Origin of the sequence: Chryseobacterium capnotolerans, assembly GCF_021278965.1 — a bacterium.
Classification (GTDB): domain Bacteria; phylum Bacteroidota; class Bacteroidia; order Flavobacteriales; family Weeksellaceae; genus Chryseobacterium; species Chryseobacterium capnotolerans.
Genome location: NZ_CP065589.1, coordinates 2,275,939 through 2,298,436, shown reverse-complemented (window position 1 = coordinate 2,298,436; position 22,498 = coordinate 2,275,939). Strand labels below are relative to the sequence as shown.

The following is a 22,498-nucleotide window of genomic DNA, read 5'->3' as shown; positions in this document are numbered from 1 at the left end:
AAGCTCCGAAACAGGATGGTGCCAAGCCGTACCCTGTTGTTTCTGTGGAGTCAAAAAATATAGTAGGATATCAGACGTTTCCGGCTACCATCCAGGGTAGAGTAAACAATGATGTACGTGCTAAAATACAGGGATATATTACCCAGGTATTGGTAGACGAAGGACAATACGTTACCAAAGGGCAGCCTTTGTTCCGTTTGGAAACCAATATTCTTACTGAAAATGCCGCTGCTTCTAAAGCAGGAATCGGGGCTGCTGAATCTACTATTGCCGCCGCACAGGCATCTGTAAATGCTGCCCAGGTAGAAGTGAACAAACTCAAACCTTTGGTTCAGAAAAATATTATCAGTAATGTACAGCTACAAACGGCTCAGGCTCAGTTAGCCCAGGCTCAGGCTCAATTACAGCAGGCACATGCTGCCAAAAGACAGGCTGAAGCCAATTACAAAGGAGTAGAGGCGAACATCGAATATTCAATCATTCGTGCACCGATTTCAGGAGTTGTAGGAAGACTTCCGTTAAAAGTAGGAAGTTTGGTAGGGCCGTCTGATCAGACCCCTCTTACAACAATTTCTGATACTTCTGAAATCTTTGCCTACTTTGCGATGAATGAAAAAGAGTATTTTGATTTCCTAGAAAAATCTCCGGGAGCTTCTATGCCTGAAAAAATCAAGAACTTACCCATGGTTGAGCTCCAGTTAGCCAATGGAAGTCTTTATCCTGAAAAAGGAAGGATTGAAGCCATTACCGGTCAGATTGATCCTACTACAGGGACTATCCAGTTTAGAGTTGCCTTTACTAATGCCCAGAAATTATTAAGCAATGGTAACAGTGGAACCATCAGATTCCCTCAGAATTATGATAACGTTCTTGTAGTTCCTGAAAGTGCTACTTACGAACAACAAGGCATTGTGTACGTATATAAAATAGAAAAAGGAGATACTGCGAGAAACGTTGTTGTTAATGTTATTGACAGAATCGACAATTTAGCGCTTATCAAATCAGGAGTTAACAAAGGTGAAAGAGTTGTTGCAGCTGGTATCGGAGGTTTGAAACCGGGAACAGCAGTGAAACCAAAGCCAATTAAAATGGATAGTCTTGTTCAATCAATAAAACCGAAATTCTAATGATAAAAAACTTTATTAACAGACCGGTTTTATCTACCGTAATCTCAATCTTGATTGTGATTCTCGGTGTGCTAGGGCTGATCTCGTTACCGGTTACACAGTATCCGGATATTGCGCCACCTACGGTAAGCGTTTCTGCGAACTATACAGGAGCTAATGCTGAAACGGTGATGAAAAGTGTAGTAGTACCTTTGGAAGAGCAGATCAACGGGGTGGAAGGAATGGACTATATTACTTCCTCTGCAGGAAATGATGGTTCTGCGCAGATCCAGGTCTTCTTCAAACAAGGAATAGATCCGGATATTGCTGCGGTAAATGTACAGAACCGTGTTGCCAGAGCAACACCTCTTTTGCCATCTGAAGTAACCCGTTCAGGGGTTGTAACCCAGAAACAGCAGACCAGTGCCCTAATGTATATGTCTTTCTATTCTGAAAATAAAGATCTAGATGATGTGTATCTTCAGAACTTCCTGAATATCAATATTATTCCAAACCTGAAAAGGGTAAATGGCGTAGGGGATGCCAACGTTTTCGGAGGTAAAAACTATTCCATGAGAATATGGTTGGATCCTGCAAAAATGGCAGCTTATGGTGTAACTCCTACGGATGTTACCAATGCGATCAATGAGCAGAGTAGAGAAGCCGCAGCGGGTTCTATTGGTCAGAACAGTGGAAGTTCTTTTGAGTATATCATCAAATATGTAGGTAAGTTCAACGATAAAGAACAGTATGATAACATCATCATCAAATCTCTAGCAAACGGCCAAAACCTGATGCTGAAAGACGTTGCTAAAGTAGAATTGGCAGGTCAGTCTTATACAGGAGTCGGGGAAAACGGAAACAATCCTTCCATAAGTATGGGGATCTTCCAGACGCCTGGTTCCAATGCACAGGAGATTATTAAAAATATCAAAACCTATCTGAAATCTGCAGAAGGTACATTCCCTAAAGGGATTAAATATACTTTCAACTTTGATACCAACGAATTCTTAGAAGCTTCTATTGAAAAAGTAGTGCATACGCTGATTGAAGCTTTTATCCTGGTATTTATTGTGGTATATATTTTCCTTCAAGACTTCAGATCTACCCTGATTCCGGCCATTGCGGTTCCGGTATCTATTGTAGGGGCATTTTTCTTCCTGAATTTATTTGGATATTCATTAAACCTATTAACTTTATTTGCATTGGTACTGGCGATCGGTATTGTTGTGGATGACGCTATTGTCGTCGTCGAGGCTGTGCATGCAAAGATGGAGCATGGTATTTCAGATGCTAAAAAAGCCACCGTAGAGGCGATGGATGAGATTACAGGAGCTATTATTTCTATTACATTGGTAATGGCAGCAGTATTTATCCCTGTGACATTTATTACGGGCCCTACAGGAGTATTCTACCAACAGTTTGGGATTACCCTGATTATCGCGATCATCATTTCTGCGATTAATGCATTAACGTTGAGCCCGGTTTTATGTTCATTATTCTTAAAGCCACATGCTGAACATCACAAGGAATATCAGAACATGAATTTCCTTCAGAAGTTCTTCTATAAATTTAATATTGCCTTCAAAACAACAACAGATCGTTACGGAAGAGGATTTGTATTCTTATTGAGACACAAATGGGTAACCTTAGTGATCTTTGCCATTACAGGAGGTATTTTATATTGGGCAAGTGGAAGCATGAAGAAAGGTTTTGTACCTACAGAAGACAGAGGGATTATCTTTACCGATGTCCAGCTTCCTCCGGGAGCTTCTATGGAAAGAACTTATAATGCATTGAAAACACTTCAGGCTAAAGCAATGAAAGTTCCGGGAGTACAGAATGTAACGATTTCCACTGGTAGAGGATTCTTATCCGGAAACGGTAGTAATAATGGTCTTGCCTTTGTTAAGCTAAAACCATTCGAAGAAAGAAAAAAAGACGGCCAGACTTCTGAAGATATCACCAAAAAATTATTTGGAATTGTAGGAGCTGTTCCTGATGCTAAAGTAGTATTCTTTCAACCACCAAGTGTACCGGGATTTGGTAGTAGTGCAGGTTTTGAAATGGTATTGCTGGATAAATCAGGTGGAGAATATGTTGATCTGGATAATAAAACCAATGAATTCATTGGGAAATTGATGGAGAGACCGGAAATTCAGTTTGCACAGACTTCATTCAATACAAAATATCCTCAGTATCAGATGGAAATTAACGTTCCTCTGAGCAAGCAGCTTGGGGTTTCTGTAAATGACATTCTGGCTACCATGCAAGGATATATTGGTGGAATTTATACGGCCGACTTTACCAAGTATGGAAAACAGTTCAGAGTAATGGTTCAGGCTCTTCCTGAAAACAGAAAGAGCATCGAAAATCTGAACCAGCTTTATATCAGAACAGGTTCAGGTATCATGTCTCCGATTTCACAGTTTGTAACCCTTAAAAAAGCATATGGACCGCAATCTGTAAGCCGTTATAACCTATTTACTTCAGTGAAAGTGACAGGAGCAAACTCTGAGGGATACAGTTCCGGGGATGCTATTGCTGCAGTACAGCAGGTAGCCCATGAAACCCTGAATCAAAACTACGCAGTAGAATTTACTGGGTTAACCAGAGAAGAATTAAATTCAGGCTCTCAGACACTCCTTATTTTTGGTTTAAGTTTGGTCTTTGTTTACTTTATTCTTTCCGCACAGTATGAAAGTTATATTCTTCCGCTTATCGTTGTTATCTCTCTTCCTCTTGGGGTAATGGGAGCTTACTTCGGACAGAAGATTATGGGCTTGGAAAATAATATTTATTTCCAGATTGCCCTGATCATGCTCGTCGGATTGTTAGCAAAAAATGCGATCCTTATTGTCGAATTTGCAGTCCAGAGAAGGCATCATGGTGAAACCATTGTAATGTCTGCCATCAATGCAGCGAAAGCGAGAGTAAGGCCGATTCTGATGACTTCATTTGCCTTTATCTTCGGTTTATTACCATTGGTGTTAGCAAGTGGAATTGGAGCTGTAGGGAACAGATCCATTGCAACAGGAGCAGCCATAGGATTGTTGATAGGTACTATTTTAGGGCTTTTTGTAATTCCGGTATTGTATGTGATTTTTGAAACCCTACAGGAAAAAATTAAGCCTATTAAAAAAGAAGATATCAATTTAGCAGAGTAAATTAATTTAGTTTAAGGTTTTAGAGTTAAAGTTAATACTGAAATCCAGAAACCTTAAACTTTTAAATTTCAAATAATGAAAAGTTTAATAAACATCATAAAAGGAATCACTTTCTCAGCGATTATGCTGGGAGCCATCACGTCCTGTATGGCCAGAAAGGAATACGAAAGGCCGAAGAACGTTGTTGACGAAAAGCTTTTCCGTACAGATATGCTTCCTTCAGACAGTACTACTGTTGCCAATGTTTCCTGGAAGGAAATCTTTACAGATCCCTTGCTTCAAGGACATATTTCAAAGGCTTTAGATAATAATCTGGATATCAGAATTGCTTTACAGAGTATCACTTCTGCAGAAGCTTACCTTAAACAAAGTAAGGCGGCTTATGCACCAACCCTTTCGGTAGGACCTAATTACACTTTCCAGACCCAGTCTATCAATACTCAGTTTGGGCAGATCATTGGAGAAAGACGTTATGTTAATCAGTTTGACATTACTGCAAGTTTAGGTTGGGAAGCAGATATATGGGGGAAAATGAAAGCACAGGAAAAAGCACAATTAGCGGCTTATTTAGGAACTGTTGCAGCTCATAAAGCAGTAAAAAGTAGTCTAGTTTCTTCTATTGCTTCTGCATATTATCAGCTGTTAACATTTGATGCTCAGAAGAAGATCATTACAGAAACCATGCAATTCGTGAGAAGAACCTGGAAACAACAAAAGCACTGAAAGCTTCCGGAACCCTTACAGAAGTAGCCGTACAGCAGAGTGAAGCCCTTGTTTTCAATGCAAAATCTTTATTGATTGATATCGATACACAGATTCAATTATTGGAAAACACCATGAGTCTTTTAATGGGAGAGCCATCACATACTATTGAAAGATCTACATTGGAAGGTCAGAATCTTCCAATTGATCTTAAGTTGGGTTACCCGGCTCAATTATTGGCTAACCGTCCGGATGTCATGAGAGCAGAATACAATTTAATGAATGCTTTTGAGCTGACCAATGCTGCAAAAGCACAGTTTTATCCTACTTTAAAGCTTACAGGAACGGGAGGACTTCAGTCTGTTGATATTGATCACCTGTTCAATGTGAATTCATTATTCGCAAATGTGGTAGCAGGATTGGCCCAGCCTATTCTTAATAAAAGAACTATTAAGACGAACTATGATGTGAGTCTTGCCAATCAGGAGACAGCCTATCTGAACTTCAGAAAAACAGTTCTTACAGCAGGAAAAGAAGTTTCTGATGCGATCAGAGTGTTTTCTGTTCAGGATTCTTTTATAGACTTAAAGCAAAAAGAACTGGATGCCTACAAAAAATCAGTAGATTATTCTCAGGAATTGGTCAATTACGGTATGGCCAATTATCTTGAAGTGTTGAATGCCAGTGTAAACTCATTGAACGCGGAACTTAATATTTCTAATGCGAGATATAACAAAATGAAAGCCGCCGTTGAACTGTATCAGGCTCTTGGTGGAGGCTGGAAATAATACGGTTTTATAATAATTTAATGAAAACGTGTATCAGTAATGATGCGCGTTTTTTATTTTAAAGTTTTCAGGGAAAAGCTGTAGAGGTTGAATACTAAGCTTTTATAAAGATTATCAAAAAAGTCAGGTAACGATTTGGTAACGGTGCTTACTGCTTTGCTTTTCAACGTACTTCCGTTAGCTCAAGGCAAATATACAAAAATAGAAGGATAGGAAAATTAAAACCTATCCTTTATTTATCACTCTTAAATATTTTTGATTCTTATTAATAGCTACTAGAATAAAACATTAATTTCCTGATATTCCATTAACAAAAGTATCTACGAAACCTATGATTTTATTTAGAATACGATCTCCGATTTCCTTAGATTTTAATACACTTGGTCTTCCTTCTTTCCGTAAATCTAAAATTTCTTTTCGCAAAGGTTCACGTTCTGTAAACAAATAATTCTCTATAAGTCTTTCTGTTTTTTCTTCGGAAAGATTTTCTGTATTGACTAATTCCTGAAGTGCCTTTTCTTGCTCTACAGTCCAGAATTTTTCAAACTCCTCAGGAATGGTATCCGTATCTTCAATATGTGGTAAACTTTCCTGAATAAATTTTTCAATTAATTCCCTTTTGCTTCTTAATGATACTTCGGTGTTCAGTAAATTGAATATGTCTTTTTCAATACTTTCTTTGTCTTTTGCACTATGTTTCGACTTAAATTTAATCAATAACTGGAGTATGTAAGTTACATTGATTGTATCACGCCTAATCAATTCCAATTCAAAATCTATATCATTAAGAATAGACGCTTTTTTAGACGGGTCAGTAGGATCAAGTCTTTCCTTTAAATCCAAATATTTACTGGTATAATCTGCAAAAAGCTGTTCTTCCATCTGTAAATCATCCCAAGTAAATTCTGTATAATGACTCATTTTCTTGTGCAAACGCATCATGGCGCGGAAAGCCAAAATAAATTGTAGCTGATCTTCTTCCGAATATAAGCCATCAACAGACACTATTTCTGGAACAATTTCTAATAATTTCTGCGTGGCTTCGTTGAACTTTTCTACATACACTTCGTAGGGTTCAACTATGATTTCGTCAATTGCTTCTTTATTGCTGAATAAAGCGATCGCTTCGTCTGTCTTGTCTTTAAGGTTTCGGAAACATACAATATTTCCCTGTGTTTTATTCTTATCCAGGATACGATTGGTACGGCTAAAAGCTTGTATCAATCCATGATATTCTCAGATTTTTATCAACGTATAAGGTATTTAAGTTCTTGCTATCGAATCCTGTCAAAAACATATTGGCGACTAACAGAATATCTGTTTCTGGCTTAGGATGTTTTGATTTTTTAGCTACGGCATTGTAATAGTTGTAAAATCCTTCCGTGTCTTTGATGCTGTGCTTTTCACCAAATAGTTCGTTAAAATCCGCTACATAAGTTTCCAACAGTTCCCTGCGATGGGGTACATAACGACTTTCGTATTCCACCTCCGGCTCTGCGACCATATTTAGCGGGGCATATACTTGCTCTTTCATCTCCTCTTCGTTCTGAGCAAAGCTAAAAATAGTCGCTATTTTTAAATCGTGTTGTCCCTCTTGTTTTTTACGTTTAAAGATTTCATAGTATTGAATGACCGAATCAATGTCCTGTACACACATCATGGCACAAAATTTCCTGTTTTGCGTTTTCTGATCGTGGTATTGAATGATGTAATCGACAATGGCTTCCTTTCGTTCAGGAGCCTCAAAAACTTCAGTTTCATTGATTTCCTCTACTTTTAAATCAATGATATGTTCTTTCTGTTTGAAAGTCTGAATGTATTCTACAGAAAACTTCAGTACATTCTCATCACGTATGGCATCTGTAATTACATATTTATGTAGACATTTCCCAAACAAGCTTGCGGTTGTTTTTTCTCCATCTGCATTCTCTGCCAAGATAGGTGTACCTGTGAAGCCAAATAGTTGAATATTGGTAAAATAATTGACGATATTTTTATGGGTATCACCAAATTGCGAACGATGGCATTCGTCAAAGATAAAAACCATCCTTTCGTTCTGAATGGATTTCATTTTTGATAAGTTTCTTCCTGAAATCGCATTATTCAGCTTTTGAATGGTCGTAACGATAATGCGAACATTCGGGTCGTTTAATTTGCGAATAAGGTCATCCGTATTCGTTGCAGAACTTACGGATCCTTTACTGAACTTATCATACTCTTGATTGGTTTGATAGTCTAAATCTTTTCTATCTACCACAAAAACCACTTTTTTGATAGCTGGAATTTTAGATAGAATTTGACTGGCTTTAAAGCTCGTTAAAGTTTTTCCACTTCCAGTTGTATGCCAGATGTAGCCATTTTTTTCGATGTTATAGCCATTCAGAATTTCGTTTTCTTTTACCTTTTTGATAATACTTTCTACCGCATAATACTGATATGGACGAAGTACCATCAGACGTTTATCAGTTTCATTCAGAACGATATATTTACAGATCATTTTACTGATATGACAAGGTTCTAAAAAAGAATCGGTAAAGCCGTTTAAAATATTATTTAATGGATTATTTTGTTCGTCTGTCCAATGAAAAGTTTGAAGATATTCCTGTTTATGTGTTCCAAAATTGCTGAAATATTTGGTATTTACACCATTGCTAATAATGAATAACTGTACAAAATGAAACAAACCCTTTCCTGCACCAAAGCTATGTTTTTGATAGCGGTTGATTTGGTTGAATGCTTCTTTCATTTCCAAACCTCTTCGTTTCAGCTCGATTTGTACCAAAGGCAAACCATTCACCAGTAAGGTAACATCATAGCGGTTTTCATATTTCCCCTCCTGCGTGATTTGATTAGTTACCTGATATTCGTTCTGACACCAATGTTCTACATTGAGAAATTCAAAATAGAGGTTATCACCATTATCCCGAATAATATGATGTTTCTTTTCACGCAATATCTTGGCTTTTTCAAATACAGAACCTTTGTTGAGTATGTTCAACACTTTTTCAAATTCACTATCGCTAAATTGTATATGATTGTGCTTTTCTAATTGTGTTTTCAGGTTTGCCAGTAAAGCTTTTTCATCAGCAATAAAAGCGTATTTATATCCCAATTTTTGTAATTGGGCAACGAGTTGCTCTTCTAAAATTTGTTCGGACTGTTTGCTCAAAATAATTATGAATTAGGAGTTTATCTTGTTCTTTTCATCTATGTACAAATTTAACAAAATAAAATGTTCTCCTAATCCATAATCTAAAACTTATCTAAGAGCCTTAAACATCTGCTCAATAGCTTTCTTCTTTTGTTCCATATTAGGATGTACATAAAGATTTAACGTGGTGCTGATGTTGGAATGCCCTAATAGTACACTTACCGTTTTATAATCGCAATTACTTTCAATACATCGGGTTGCGAAACTATGTCTTAACCCGTGAAATTTAAGTTCAGGCATTTTTAATTCTTTCATTAAATTTTTGTAATAGCTTCTGTAGGTTCTTGGCTCCGTTGGTTTAGCATCGTTTGTCAATACAAAGAATGATTGATTTACAATCTTTTTAAATGGTTTCAATATTCTTAATAAATCCTTACTTATCGGAATTTCACGAATAGAATTTTTAGTTTTCGGGGTATCCAGAATCAATTCCGTTCTACGAGTTCCATCCTCTATCACATAAATACGCTGGATAGTTCTGTTAACACTGATAATTCCGTTATCGGTATCAATATCTTCCCAAGTTAAGGCACATACTTCCCCAATACGCATTCCTGCACTTAAACATATATATACACCTAAATTTCTAAATGTAAAATGTTCTTGTATATAGTTCATTATTTTTTTCTGATCAGTCTTGGTTAGCACTTCAATATTATGCTTTTCTCGTTCAGTAGGAAACTGAATATCAAAAGGGGTATACTGTAACCATTTGTTTTTAGCTCCAAATTTCAAAATCATTTTCAGAACAATTAAAATATCCTTAATTGTTTTATGACTTAAACCCGTTTCCAATTTTTGAAAAACAAAGCTTTGAACATCAGCTTCCTCAATCGCAATTTTGTTCCCGAAATTAGGCAGTAGATGATTTTCAATCAATAGCGTATAAGCTGAGAAACTTGATTTTTTTACATACTGTTTTTTGTCTATTTTCCATAGATCGATAACTTCTGAGAGTTGTTTTTGTTCATTCATTATAATTTAATTTTTTAAAATCTCAAAGGAAAGCAATTGAAGATTAAGGATTATTAATCTTTCGAATAGATTTGGAACTAAGGTTCCCAATTTGAGATTTCCTGAATTTATGGAGGAGTGGGAAACTAAGAAGTTGGGGGAGATTGCTACGTTTTCAAAGGGAAAGGGAATTTCTAAAAGTGATATAGAAGAAAATGGAATTATTGAATGTATAAGATATGGCGAACTCTATACGCATTATAGAGAGGTTATCAACGAGATAAAATCCAAGACTAATGTAAATCCATCGACTTTAGTCTTAAGTGAAAAGAATGACGTCATAATTCCTGCTTCTGGCGAAACAACAATCGATATTGCAACAGCTTCCTGTGTCTTGAAATCTGGCATTGCACTAGGGGGTGATTTGAATATTATTAAGACTAATATTAATGGAATCTTTTTGTCTTATTATCTAAACAGTAAAAAGAAAATGGAAATAGCTAATTTAGCACAAGGTATTTCCGTAGTACATCTATATTCAAGTCAACTAGCTTCTCTTTCTTTAAGTCTGCCAAAGCTCAATGAGCAAAATAGAATTTCTTCATTTTTGGCTTTAATTGACGAAAGAATTCAAACCCAAAACAAAATAATTGAACAATTAGAAACCTTAATTAAAGGGCTTTGTCAGAATTTAGCAAATAACAAACAATGGGAAAAACAATATTTACGAAATATACTTACTGAACGTAAAGAAACGAATAAAGACAATTTGCCAATTTTTTCTGTTTCGGTTAGTAAAGGTGTTATTAATCAAATAGAATATCTTGGGCGTTCTTTTGCGTCAAAAAATACAACTAATTACAATGTAGTACATTTTGGCGATGTTGTTTATACTAAAAGTCCAACGGGTGAATTTCCGTATGGAATAATAAAACAAAGTTTTATTAGTGAAAATGTTGCAGTTTCTCCACTATATGGAGTTTATGAACCCAAAAATGTATGTATTGGAAATATTCTCCACTATTATTTCAATAGTCCGATCAATGCTAATAACTACCTGCATAGTCTAGTGCAGAAAGGTGCAAAAAATACTATAAATATTACCAACCAAAGATTTTTAGATAATACGATTTTTTTACCAACCGATGAAAAGGAAGTAGAAAATATTGCATCATTGTTAAATAATATTGATCAAAAAACCCAAACCGAAGAAGCAATTTTAACACAGTTTGAAAATCAAAAAAAATACCTTCTGAATCAAATGTTTGTATAGATTTTTATACAAACATTTGTTGAAATAAAAACGTTTTCTGTTCCTTCAGCTCTTTTATATATTGAGTTTCGATATTAATTTTTGAATCGATTGAAGATAATAAACTTTCTATTTTATTTTGTTCTTCCAAAGGGGGCAATAAATAAATGTTTCTCCATAATCTTTGAAATAGATATGTGGAATCCCAGAACCAACTTTGTATTTCTCAAAGTTGAAGTATTTTAAACAGAAAAAAATTATTTCAAATTAACATCTGGTTTTACAGTCAGATAGTTCAAAGTACCAATAACCGAAAACTTATCTGATGCGTATTGAACCTTTCCAACTCCAGATCCATCTTTGATTATTAAAATTGCATCTTCATTAATTTGAGGATTTTCCGTAAATGCAATAATACCTGTAGCTCCATAAACTGGGTAAATCCCATTTTTATCAATTACATCGGATTCTGTTAATGATGATGAATAGGAAGAAACACAATTATTTATTTTCTTATTTGGTACTTGATTTAGAATTAGCTTCTGACAAAGCCCTTTAATTAAGGATTTTATTTCCTATGTGATTACGATTAGTAAAGAAATTATTCTCAAGTCAATTGAGATTTAAAAATGGAAACAATGAAAACTATATAGATTGGAATACTAAAAGGTTGGGAGAGGTTACAACTCTTGTAAATAAGAGAAATAAAAATAACGAAAAGCTTCCTGTTTATTCTATAAATAACAAATTAGGATTCGTTCCGCAAAGTGAGCAATTCGAGGGAGTTGATAGCGAAGATAGAGGCTACGATATTAAACTATACAAAATAATTGACACGAACACCTTTGCCTATAATCCAGCAAGAATTAATGTGGGGTCTATTGGCTATAGTGAAAACTTAGAGAATATTATTATCAGTTCATTGTATGTTTGTTTTAAAACAGATAACCACCGTAAATGACAACTTTCTATATCAATATCTAAAGACAGATTTTTTTAATAGAGAAGTTTTAAGAAATGTTGAAGGAGGAGTAAGAGATTATCAATTTTCTACGACAATTTTGCGAGAATTAAATTTGGTTTACCTTCGTATTGAAGAGCAAAAAAAATTTGCTGATTACCTTTCATCTATAGATTCAAAGATTGATATTGAAAGCCAACTATTGCATAAATTTGAAAAACAAAAGAGATACTTGTTAGCTAATTTAATTTATATAAATAAATTAGCTAACAAGTATTGTTTCTGCTTAAGTAATAGCGTATGAATTTCAAATTCAGTTTTTATTTTATCGTCAATACTTGCTAGAAAATCTGCAACATATGTTTGTTGAATATAATTTGGTAATTGCATTTCCATAGTCTCAATTTCGGAGATATAATGCCGTTTGTGTTCATTTGATGATAGATTTAAAAATGACAAATACTCAAATATAAATTTTAGGTTCACATTTGGTTTCGCTGTCAGTATTTTAATTGCTGAAGATTTTACTTTGAATGGAAAATTAACAAACTTTATATCCAGTTGTAAAATCATCGAAAATGATACATTGACCTTTGTCATAAATACCAAATTCTTCATCGGTATATCCTAATACAAAAGCTTTATTTGCAGTTAGAACTGGAATTAGCGAAATATCAGATGAATAATCCGTATTTGTAACCAAATATTTAGTTGGCTGTTCATAGTTTAAAGTATCCTTAACTTGAACATATTCATTTTCGTGATTAAGAATTTGTTCGTATAGTTGATAGCGAAGCGTAATCTTTAATAATTTCAACTCCTCAATTATTTTGTTTTGGGTTTGGATTCGAGAGTCTATTAAGGATAGAAATGACGAAATCTTTTCTTGTTCTTGGATTGACGGAATGACTATTGGTAACAATTTATATTCTTCCGCATTAATTCCTGGTTGCCCTGAGCGCATTGACATTGTTAGTACCCATCTTTGATATTTTTCGGTCAGTGTTTGTGAAAAAATAAAATATGGGTCTTCGGCTCTCACATTAAGACGAATTAAAAAACCTGCAAAGTAAATCTTACCATCCTTATCATTATATAGATAAGACTTTCCGACACTCGCTCCTGTCCTTGCAAAAAGTATATCTCCCTTATGTAATAAGTATTTATTGTCTAACTCTCCATCTGGAGATGATAAAGGATTAGGACAAAATAATCTAGTTTGTTCGTCGATATCTGTGATTCGTATATACTGATTTTCGCCATCGTAATTAGTTGCAGCAGCATTCATACCGTACATAACATTTGTTGCTACTTCCCCCAACTTCTTAGTTTCCCACTCCTCCGTAAATTCAGGAAATCTCAAATTGGGAACGTTACCTACTTTTAATTTTTTATTTATCATCTCGATGATTCAATTTTCGTTAGTAAAAACATTAAGGATGTAAAAAATTAAAAAACAAGTCCCAATTCTTTGAAATACACGTCGATTTCTTTGTCCAGTTCTGCTCGTTTTGCTTCTAAAGATTTGATTTCCTGCATTACGGCTTGGATATCGATTTCTTCTTCGGCTTCAAAAGTGTCCACATATCTTGGAATATTAAGATTGTAGTCATTCTCTTCAACTTCTTTCAAAGTAGCTAAGTGACTGTATTTTTCAATAGTCGTTCTGTTACGATAGGTTTCAACAATCTTATCAATATGTTCTTCCCGCAACATATTTTGGTTCTTTACCTTTTCAAATTCCTTACTAGCATCGATAAATAAAATATGGTCAGGATCTTCCTTACACTTTTTAAACACCAGAATACAAGTCGGAATACTGGTTCCGTAGAAAATATTGGCAGGCAAGCCGATGACTGCATCCAAATAATTTTTCTGTTCAATCAGGTATTTACGGATGTGTAATTCTGCTGCTCCACGGAACAACACACCATGAGGAAGAACAATAGCCATTGTTCCATTCTCTGCCAAATGATAAATCATGTGTTGCACAAATGCAAAGTCAGCCTTGCTTGATGGTGCTAATTTTCCATATTGACTAAAACGGTCATCGTTTAAAAATAATGGATTGGCACTCCATTTCGCTGAAAAAGGAGGATTTGCGACAATTGCTTCAAATGGCATATCGTTTAAATGCTGTGGATGTTCTAGTGTATCCTCTTGTTTTATATCGAACTGACGATAATGCACTCCATGCAAGATCATATTCATGCGAGCAAGATTGTACGTTGTACGGTTCATTTCTTGTCCGTAGAAATTATTGACATCTTTTACTTCTCTTGCAACACGTAATAGTAATGATCCTGAACCACAAGTTGGGTCATATACCGATTTTAAACGATTTTTACCTGTTGTAACAATTTTTGCAAGAATTTTGGATACTTCTTGAGGCGTATAAAACTCTCCCGCTTTTTTTCCTGCACCGCTGGCAAACTGACCGATCAAATACTCATAAGCATCTCCTAAAACATCCAATTCTGTATCATTCAATTTGAAGTCAATTTCATCGAGATGCTTTAGAACTTTTACAATAAGTGTATTTCTAGCATCAGCAGTTCTACCCAGATTATTACTATTCAAATCCATATCAGAGAACAAGTCCTCAAAGTCTTCTTCACTTTGTGTACCCATTGTACTGAGCTGGATATTGGTCAGGATTTTTTGTAAATCTTCAAGAATAAAATTGTTATCACCTCTTTTGGTAATTTCGCTAAATAGCTCAGAAGGTTTTAAAAAATACCCTAATGTTTCCAGAGCTTCTTCTCGAATGGCTTCAATATATTCTAAACCTTTAGGCGTATCTTCTTTGATATCTCTGAATTGAATTTGATCTTCTTCCAAAATGGAATTTGCATAGATTTCCATTTTTTCAGCCAAGTATTTATAAAAAATAAATCCCAAAATATAATCTCGGAATTCATCGGCGTTCATTTTTCCACGTAATGTATTGGCTATATTCCAGAGCTGTTGCTCTAATATTTTCTTCTGTTCTTCTGACATTGAAATAAGCGTTATTTGATTAGGGATTTTTAATCCTTAAGAATCCACTAAAATAGTAAACTTTTAGCTACTAAACATTATTTAGGCTGTAAAAAAGGTAGTTGTTTGAATAGACAAATTTGGTTTAGAAAATTTTGAAAATGCATTTGTTACAAGTAATACTAGAAGAAATCAGCTATTTCTTTCTATAAGAATTTAAAGAACATTTTTTTTCTCTTTCGTTTTATTCATCTGTTTTTGACAAGGATATCTTAGAAGTATTTTTTATAAATCTTTGTCCATATATTCTTCCAAAGAAGATTTCAGTTGGTCTAAAAATGCTGTTCGGGATCCAGCACGATATTTCATTCGGTGGAAAGAATGATGCAAATCTCCTAAAGAAATTTGAAACATTCTTTCTAAAGCCAAACTGATTTTGCGTATACCTATTTTACCATTAGAAAGAGAGCTATTTGCGTAAAGAGCATAAATCAGTTCTATCAAGGCATTTTTGGTATCCGTCCAAAGGATGCTATCAGATATATCCCTCGCAGAAAAATCTGCCATTTCATCATCATTGATTTTTTGGAGAATGTAGGTATAGAGTAGTTCATTGGCTATTATCCGAGCCACTTTGTTATCATAATAAGTTGAAAACAGAGGGTCAATTTCAAAGACAAAACTGTTCAAACCATCGTGGAAATTGATGTTGCCTAACCTAAAGTAAGTTTCATCACGATCGGTTCTTCCTGAACGGTAATATCTGTAAAAATCTGAATTGTAGATATGCTCCCTGTATTCCTGTTTTAATTCCTTCAACTGTTCCAAAAAATAACTCGCATACATTTTCCCACCATCAACAGGGCAAGCTGTCTGTATGCGAAATATCTTATTGTGATAAATGAGCTTGGAGAGAATATATGGCTTGATATTGCGAAAGAAATTGATCTCCTCCCAATGGTTTTTAAAACCTTGCTTTGTAACATCCTCTCGTATAGACCATAAGTATTCTTTTAGGTATATAGTCATTTGATATGCTTCATCAATTGCATTAGGTGCAGACAGCGAAATAGCATTTTCTTTTCGCTGTATCTTTGAGATAATATGATTTAATGAAGATATCATTCAGTTTATATAATGGATAACTTGCAAACGCTAAAACAAAAGATAATGTCCATCTATTTCACAATTTCTTTAAACTCATTTCTGTCTTGTTATTACAAATAAAAATTCAGGAATCGGTTCAACTCCTGTTTTCCAGGGCTATAGGTTCGTTTTTATTCCTTCTTTAGCTAGATGTAGCTGAACAAAACCGTTTTTAAGTTTCTGTTCTTTATACTTAAATTTTGAATGTAACTCGCTGTTGTTTCCTAAAATAGCTCCAGCTCCAGTGATTATTGGGTTAACGTTAAAATAAATATCTGTAACCAAATCTTTGTCTATAAATGCATTGAAAGTACCTGCTCCGCCTCCAATGGCAATTTCCTGCACATCTTTTCCAGACATATATTCAACTGCCTCCTCCGGACTACTTACGGTCTTGTAGCCATCAACTGTATAAGGTTTATCAGACAATATGATGATTTCTACCCCTTTAAAAAGCTCTTTTACTTCTTTTGGGAATTTTAGAAAATTTTCAAAGGTTTTCAATCCTATCACAATGTTACCAACTTGTCTTACAAATTGCACGTAAAATTCCATAGCTTCTGGTGGTAACTGATGATGAGGATTATCAGCTATTAAAATTCTTCCATTAGCCGAAATGTTTGCTATTACTGTTACTTTCATAATGAATTATATTATTTCTGACTACAAAACTATCAGATATTCGATTTATATTTGTTATTCATTACCTTTAGGAAAGTAACTATTTTATGGAAGATAAAAAAAATAACATCAATAAAGAAAGCATATTGGCGTTAAAAGATGGCATTGAACTGTTGAGTGGCAAATGGAAATTTTGTATCCTGCACAATTTGCAGAACTATGGTACAATGAGGTTTAAAGATTTGCAAGAAATGGCTCTGGGAATATCACCAAAAGTTCTATCTAAAGAGCTTCAGGAATTGGAAGATAATTTATTGATTACCCGAACGGTTAATAATACCAAACCTGTTACCGTTTCTTATGCACTTACCGCACACGCCAAAGAAACTGAAACAGTTGTCAATGCTTTAATTGATTTTGGACTAAAGCATAGAAAGAAGATAAAAGGGAAATAGTTTTTCTATATTGAGTTCAGTTTGTCATTTCTGAAAAAATATTCAGGCAATAGAACAATTGCCTATCTATATAACGGATAAGTTCTTCTTCGTTATAGTGTTCTTTTCTTGCATTTGATTAAGTAAAACGGATAGTTTTCTGTCACTTCGGTTATTTCAAGAAGTCCTGTATCGGCAAATTCTTCTTCAATGGTTTGCCTATCATAAAAGAAGATTTTAACTCCACCAAACATTTCATAACGATCTTTGCCTATTAGCGTTCCTTGTCCATAACTTTGAGCGTCCTTAGTTATTGCTGTAAAAATGATTAATCCATCTTTGGTCAATTGACTAAAACAGTCTTGGATCAATTTTGCTCTTTCGTCCTTATCCAACAAGTAAATTAAACCGTAGCAAAATATTCCGTCATATAAATTGTTGTCAAAAGGCATATCTGTAACAGAACCGTGATAAATTTTCAATCCGCTTCCAAAATGTTTTTGAGCCAAATCAATGGCTGTCTGCGAGATTTCAATACCTGTTACGGTCATTCCCTTCTCAATAAAAATTTGTGCATTACGTCCATACCCAATTCCTGGGATAAGGACATTCTTGATATTATGTTCAAGAAAAATGTCCTTTGTCAAAACGGCAGATTTTGCAGGTTCTAAGCCCCACATTTCTTGTTTGTCTTTAAATGCTTCTTCCCAAAATTCTGTCATATTCTTTATTATTTACAGACTTTATCTTCTAAAATATCGCACATAAACCCCGATTGCTTTATGATTGAAATTATATTTTCTGAATTTATTTCGTTGTCTTCAACTCGTAAAATCGTATGTCCACAAGGATAAGATAATTCGGTTTCGCATAAATCAAAATTGATTTTCAATTTTGGAAAACTGCTTTCAAGTATTTGTACAATGCGTTCTGCCTGAATTTTGCTTTTGATATTTGTAGTGAAAACTTCTATTCCATCAAATTTTAAGGTTTTTTCTGCTGTCATTTTATTCAAATCTTTTGGCAAAGATAAAAAAGTTTCTATTATTGCGACAATGTAGCAATAAGTTAATGCAAATTATTTGCATTAACTTTGCCAAAGAGAAATAGTAGATATGAAACGTAGAAATACACCGTCAAAAGAAGTTATTTTTAACTTGTTGGCAAATACAGGAAAAGCAATGAGCCGTGATGCGATTGAACAAAAAATAGATGTAGAAATTGACAGGGCTACTATTTACAGAATATTAAATCGTTTTTGTGAGGATGGGTTAGTGCATAAAATTGTAGCCGAAGACGGAAAACAATATTTTGCCATATGTATAAAATGTGATGAAAAAAGTTTTGCCGATAATCATTTTCATTTTCGCTGTGTCAAATGTCAGACAATAGAGTGTTTACCCGAAGCTGTTAATTTTTCTGTTCCCAATGGCTACAATGTTGAAAGTGTGAATTGTGTACTCACGGGAATTTGCAAGGATTGTTCGATTTTATAGTAAGAAAAACAGATTATTACAATCTCCTCCCTTTCTTCTTTTTTTTCATTCGTTTGGCAAACTGTTCTTCCTCGTAGTCCTCGCCCTGTGCATCGGGTAATAAGCTGAGCAATCCTAAATCGGAATTGGACGAATGCTCTTTTGAAAGAAATTCAAAAAGGTCTTTTGTCGGTACGCTGTCTATTTTATTTGCTTTAGAAACAGGGTTATTCTGTATCTTCAATTCGGGTTTGTTTCCATTGTTCCACCAATCATTGAACACGTTTGCCGAGAGGTTTTTATCCAATTGCGAACCGTTCCAAACGCTACGGCTTTCGTGGTCAATAAATGTCATACCGTAAATCCGTCCGCTGTCGTTCCTACGGACAACTGTATTGATGCCCTGCTCGGACAATTGCTTTTTAAAATCCGTTTCGTTGCTTGTCGTATGAATGGCAAGTTCAACCATGTTTTTCAGAACAGACCTTGCAGTATTGGTTTTCATTTTCTCTTTGGACTGTTCAAGGTGTTTTTGAAGTTGTACAACGCCTGCATCTTTTCCGAATAGCGATGCTTTGAACGGATTGCTAACCTTGTTTCCATTCTCGTCCAATGCTACATACACCAATCCGTTTACAGGTTGTCCGTTCCGTTCACCTCTGACTTCCTCCACTGTGATGTTGAAAAGAGAAAGTAACGCATTGTAGCTACCCATAGTTGAAAAGCTATAATACTTTGGCAGATGCCGTACTACCGAAGCAATCTGACTTTTGATGTCGCCATTTTTATGATTTACAGGCTTGAAAACTTTATTGGCTTGTTTCTGCTCTTGTTCAGTAGCCTTTTGCAGATTATACTTCTGTTCCAAATCCCGACAGATTGCCATTGAACGTGGATGGTCGTAATCATCGGGGATTTTCTTTCCGTCAATACCTACGCAGGTTGAAACGATATGAATGTGCGTGCGATCAATGTCCGTATGTTTGAAAACTATGTACGGTTGGTTGCCATAGCCCATACGTTCCATATACTCCTGTGCCATTTCCATAAATTGTTCATCGTTGACCTTATCCGAAGGATCTGGGTTCAACGATATATGCCTTACTGTTTTTTCCGTTTTGATATTTACCGATAAATACGGCTCAAAGCATTTGTTAAAATAGGCTACAGAATACTTGCTGTCAACTGTGTCAGGTATCTTGTTCAAGAGCAGAACCGCTCCGTTTTCTTTATCTACTTTCTGTTGATTGTACAAAATCGCTCCATACATATTGCTTCCCTTTCCAATTTTTGCAATCATAACTTTACTCTCTTTTCAGATGTTTTTCTTCAAATTCCTGTGTCAAACGGATAACCTCTTTAGTAACTTGTACCAATTCTATGGTTTCCTTTTCCAATTTAAAAAGATATGTTCCTGCTTTTTTCTCGGAAAAATTGCGATACAATACCTTCACAATCTGATTGTAATTTGTTCCGATTGATCGGAACTGGCTAAAAAATCGGGTCAATTTTTCGTGATATTCGATAGCATCCATATCAATTTTAACGGTCTTTACCGTCTTCTGAAAGATGCAGGCTGTAATGAAATGTGCCTTTACGTTCATACCCGATTGGTCAAAGAGGGCAAGAAATTTGGCATTATCCTGTGCATTCAGGTTGATGGAATACCGATGTACCGCAGGGTCAATCTTTGGTTTTCTTCCTGATTTCTTAATCTGTTTTCTGTTTTTCTCTTCCATAATAATCCATTTTAATATTAAACAAACGAGCGACTTCGGAGCCGTTTCCAGCCCCCCTGCAGGGCAAGTGCTCTTGAGGTACGGAAATTCATTTCGAGGACCTCAAGAGATAACTTGCTCTGAACAGGAGTTCAGAAAAATCCGTTTTGCAAACGGATTGGAGTTAGCCGAAAAAAGCAGTCGCTTCCATTACAAAGTTCCATAAGACTATTTGAATAACAACAACTTACAATCACGCCAAACAAAGCCAATAAACGCCAAATACTACCACCTTTATGGGGATTGGAATTGCTTTTATTTCCTTTGTAACTGGTTATCTGGCTGATTGGTTATAACCTTAACTATGTAGCCAATCGGCATAAAGCCCGACAGCAAATCTGCGTGATTGAATGAAAACGAATTATACACTTTTCAGTTAACGAAACAGCTAATTAAGGGTATGCAGGTGCATAGGTAGATAGGTTGTTACATAGGTGCAATCGTACATACAACTGACTGCTTAGCTAGTCAAACAGCTAATTGGATATAATATTAAAATTTAGAGATAATGATACACGAAGAAAACAAAAATCAGCAACCTGAAAAAGAGGATTTTTCTATTGAAAATTTCCTAACTGATGAAAAGAAACAACCTTTGATGAAACAACAAGGAATAACACATCGGGAAGACTTTGCCAAACCTGATGTGGATGAGGAAGCTATTATGCGTGTAATGGCAGGAAAAGAACCCGAGGAAATAGCAATAGAAACGGAACAAACTAAACCGTCAGCGAACAGTACGAAAAAAAGTACCTCCAAGCCTAAGAAGCTGACCAAACAGGACTACTGCGGACAGTTCTTTAAAATTCCGAACAGTACTGCAAGCAAAGGCAAATCGGTGTATGTACGGCAGGAACACCACGATAGATTTAATAGGCTTACAAGTATTATGGGTATCGACAAGTTGACGATTTATGCGTATCTGGATAACATTATCGAATACCACTTTCAGGAGTTCGGAGAGCTGATTAAGGAAATTTATAACGATAAGCACAAGCCGTTGTTTTGATAACTGTCCTTTGGTAAGGATGCGTAACTCCTTTTAAAATTGTTTCCAAAACAAAAAAACAGAAAAAAAGAAAGCCATTTTATCAAGGCGGACAAGCGGAAAACCAAAAGGAAACGGAATAAGTCCCGAAGGGTGGCAGGGCAATCACACAACAACTGGGCGAAGCCACCATATTTGCCCTGCCATTATGCCGTAAGCTTTTGGTTGGGTGGTGCGGTGGCTGTCCGCCTTATCTTTGCTATCTTTTGTTCTTTTTTTAATCCATTCCAATCAAAGAAAGGATACAAAAAACACGTATGGGATAAATATTGGGTGTTTTTTGGATGCTTTCTCTTATCCGTACAAAACTTTTTAAATGTGAAGGGGCTTTGCGAGGAAAATTTAAAGTGTTTTGAGGATTGCTTTCCATTTATATTGTGCCAACACAAGCCAAATACTGCCACGTAATGTCAAATTAAAATAATACATTCCTTGTGTTCTAAATTAGGGGAAATTTTGAACCTATGGCACAAAAAACAATTACCGAAAAAGAGCGTAAAGAAAACGAGCTATCCGAGAAGAAGAAGAACACTCCTTTTATGCAGGTCGATAAGCATAGCGACCCGATTTCCAATTTCATTACTAACTTTAAACGTCAATTCAAAGATACAAAGGGCTTAGGTCTGGGCAAGCTGTTCGGTGGCAAGCTTGTTGAACAACAAAAACAAACTACCGAACCTGAAAGCATAATAGGTGCAACAAAAACGGTTATACTTTCGGATTTCAAAAACGATGAAAAAAGTCAGATTGTACAGAAAAACAATAAGCCTGCCTTGAAGGTAGACAACGCAATCAAACCACAACAAGCTCTCCAGAAGAAAAACAATAAGCCAAAGTTGGGATTATAGCCGAGTATTTTACATCTGAACGCCAAAT

General features: G+C 35.3%; 18 protein-coding genes and 2 pseudogenes. 10 read left to right on the top strand and 10 right to left on the bottom strand.

What is annotated here, in order from left to right; translation table 11 throughout:
• Positions 1-44 precede the first annotated feature (44 nt).
• From H5J24_RS10960 to H5J24_RS10950, 3 genes and pseudogenes are all read left to right on the top strand, one after another.
• Positions 45-1,127: an efflux RND transporter periplasmic adaptor subunit gene (locus H5J24_RS10960; protein ID WP_429832561.1), complete on the top strand. Its 1,083-nt coding sequence runs from the start codon at positions 45-47 to the stop codon at positions 1,125-1,127.
• A complete protein-coding gene (locus H5J24_RS10955; RefSeq protein ID WP_068943166.1) occupies positions 1,127-4,273 on the top strand; it encodes an efflux RND transporter permease subunit in 3,147 nt (1,048 codons plus the stop codon). Before H5J24_RS10960 ends, H5J24_RS10955 begins: the two co-directional genes overlap by 1 nt.
• 75 nt (positions 4,274-4,348) lie before the next feature.
• A pseudogene (locus H5J24_RS10950) lies at positions 4,349-5,763 on the top strand (efflux transporter outer membrane subunit).
• A gap of 288 nt (positions 5,764-6,051) precedes the next feature.
• Here H5J24_RS10950 and H5J24_RS10945 read toward each other — a convergent pair.
• Positions 6,052-8,932: pseudogene (locus tag H5J24_RS10945) on the bottom strand (type I restriction endonuclease subunit R).
• A gap of 90 nt (positions 8,933-9,022) precedes the next feature.
• Complete coding sequence (locus H5J24_RS10940; RefSeq protein WP_034866709.1) at positions 9,023-9,949, bottom strand: tyrosine-type recombinase/integrase; 927 nt, start codon at positions 9,947-9,949, stop codon at positions 9,023-9,025.
• Between the two features lie 109 nt (positions 9,950-10,058).
• Between H5J24_RS10940 and H5J24_RS10935 the strand changes: the two genes are divergently transcribed.
• From H5J24_RS10935 to H5J24_RS26185, 3 genes are all read left to right on the top strand, one after another.
• Positions 10,059-11,201, top strand: a complete 1,143-nt coding sequence (locus H5J24_RS10935) for a restriction endonuclease subunit S (RefSeq protein WP_232816305.1) — start codon at positions 10,059-10,061, stop codon at positions 11,199-11,201.
• Between the two features lie 649 nt (positions 11,202-11,850).
• Positions 11,851-12,141 carry a hypothetical protein gene (locus tag H5J24_RS10930; RefSeq protein ID WP_232816304.1) on the top strand — a complete coding sequence of 97 codons (291 nt, stop codon included), beginning with the start codon at positions 11,851-11,853 and terminating at the stop codon, positions 12,139-12,141.
• On the top strand, positions 12,107-12,445 hold the full coding sequence (locus tag H5J24_RS26185) for a restriction endonuclease subunit S (RefSeq protein ID WP_429832558.1): 339 nt from the start codon (positions 12,107-12,109) through the stop codon (positions 12,443-12,445). The genes H5J24_RS10930 and H5J24_RS26185 overlap by 35 nt, the downstream gene beginning before the upstream one ends.
• A gap of 237 nt (positions 12,446-12,682) precedes the next feature.
• Here H5J24_RS26185 and H5J24_RS10925 read toward each other — a convergent pair whose 3' ends face one another.
• The 4 genes from H5J24_RS10925 to H5J24_RS10910 all read right to left on the bottom strand — a co-directional run bounded on the left by H5J24_RS10925 (position 12,683) and on the right by H5J24_RS10910 (position 16,908).
• A complete protein-coding gene (locus H5J24_RS10925; RefSeq protein WP_232816303.1) occupies positions 12,683-13,543 on the bottom strand; it encodes a restriction endonuclease subunit S in 861 nt (286 codons plus the stop codon).
• A gap of 47 nt (positions 13,544-13,590) precedes the next feature.
• A complete protein-coding gene (locus H5J24_RS10920) occupies positions 13,591-15,141 on the bottom strand; it encodes a type I restriction-modification system subunit M (protein WP_002984843.1) in 1,551 nt (516 codons plus the stop codon).
• Positions 15,142-15,405: 264 nt separating this feature from the next.
• Entirely contained in the window at positions 15,406-16,245 is an 840-nt protein-coding gene (locus H5J24_RS10915) for an RteC domain-containing protein (protein ID WP_002984842.1), read from the bottom strand.
• Positions 16,246-16,383: 138 nt separating this feature from the next.
• Entirely contained in the window at positions 16,384-16,908 is a 525-nt protein-coding gene (locus tag H5J24_RS10910; protein ID WP_034868159.1) for a dihydrofolate reductase family protein, read from the bottom strand.
• Between the two features lie 86 nt (positions 16,909-16,994).
• Between H5J24_RS10910 and H5J24_RS10905 the strand changes: the two genes are divergently transcribed.
• Positions 16,995-17,342 carry a winged helix-turn-helix transcriptional regulator gene (locus tag H5J24_RS10905; protein WP_002984839.1) on the top strand — a complete coding sequence of 116 codons (348 nt, stop codon included), beginning with the start codon at positions 16,995-16,997 and terminating at the stop codon, positions 17,340-17,342.
• A gap of 92 nt (positions 17,343-17,434) precedes the next feature.
• Here the strand turns inward: H5J24_RS10905 and H5J24_RS10900 are convergent, their stop codons facing one another.
• Both H5J24_RS10900 and H5J24_RS10895 read right to left on the bottom strand, forming a co-directional pair.
• Entirely contained in the window at positions 17,435-18,043 is a 609-nt protein-coding gene (locus H5J24_RS10900; protein ID WP_002984837.1) for a class I SAM-dependent methyltransferase, read from the bottom strand.
• An 8-nt stretch (positions 18,044-18,051) separates the two neighbouring features.
• On the bottom strand, positions 18,052-18,327 hold the full coding sequence (locus H5J24_RS10895; protein WP_034868157.1) for a hypothetical protein: 276 nt from the start codon (positions 18,325-18,327) through the stop codon (positions 18,052-18,054).
• A 109-nt stretch (positions 18,328-18,436) separates the two neighbouring features.
• On the opposite strand from H5J24_RS10895, the gene H5J24_RS10890 reads away from it, so the two are divergent.
• Positions 18,437-18,817: a Fur family transcriptional regulator gene (locus H5J24_RS10890; protein WP_002984834.1), complete on the top strand. Its 381-nt coding sequence runs from the start codon at positions 18,437-18,439 to the stop codon at positions 18,815-18,817.
• Positions 18,818-18,833: 16 nt separating this feature from the next.
• Here the strand turns inward: H5J24_RS10890 and mobB are convergent, their stop codons facing one another.
• Positions 18,834-20,096 (bottom strand): conjugal transfer protein MobB, encoded by a 1,263-nt coding sequence (gene mobB / locus H5J24_RS10885; protein WP_034868155.1) that lies wholly within the window; start codon positions 20,094-20,096, stop codon positions 18,834-18,836.
• Positions 20,097-20,100: 4 nt separating this feature from the next.
• Complete coding sequence (mobA, locus tag H5J24_RS10880) at positions 20,101-20,535, bottom strand: conjugal transfer protein MobA (protein WP_034868169.1); 435 nt, start codon at positions 20,533-20,535, stop codon at positions 20,101-20,103.
• Between the two features lie 547 nt (positions 20,536-21,082).
• On the opposite strand from mobA, the gene H5J24_RS10875 reads away from it, so the two are divergent.
• Together H5J24_RS10875 and H5J24_RS10870 are read left to right on the top strand one after the other, a co-directional pair.
• Positions 21,083-21,583: a DUF3408 domain-containing protein gene (locus H5J24_RS10875; protein ID WP_002984828.1), complete on the top strand. Its 501-nt coding sequence runs from the start codon at positions 21,083-21,085 to the stop codon at positions 21,581-21,583.
• 503 nt (positions 21,584-22,086) lie between these two features.
• Positions 22,087-22,470, top strand: a complete 384-nt coding sequence (locus H5J24_RS10870) for a hypothetical protein (protein ID WP_002984826.1) — start codon at positions 22,087-22,089, stop codon at positions 22,468-22,470.
• Positions 22,471-22,498 lie beyond the last annotated feature (28 nt).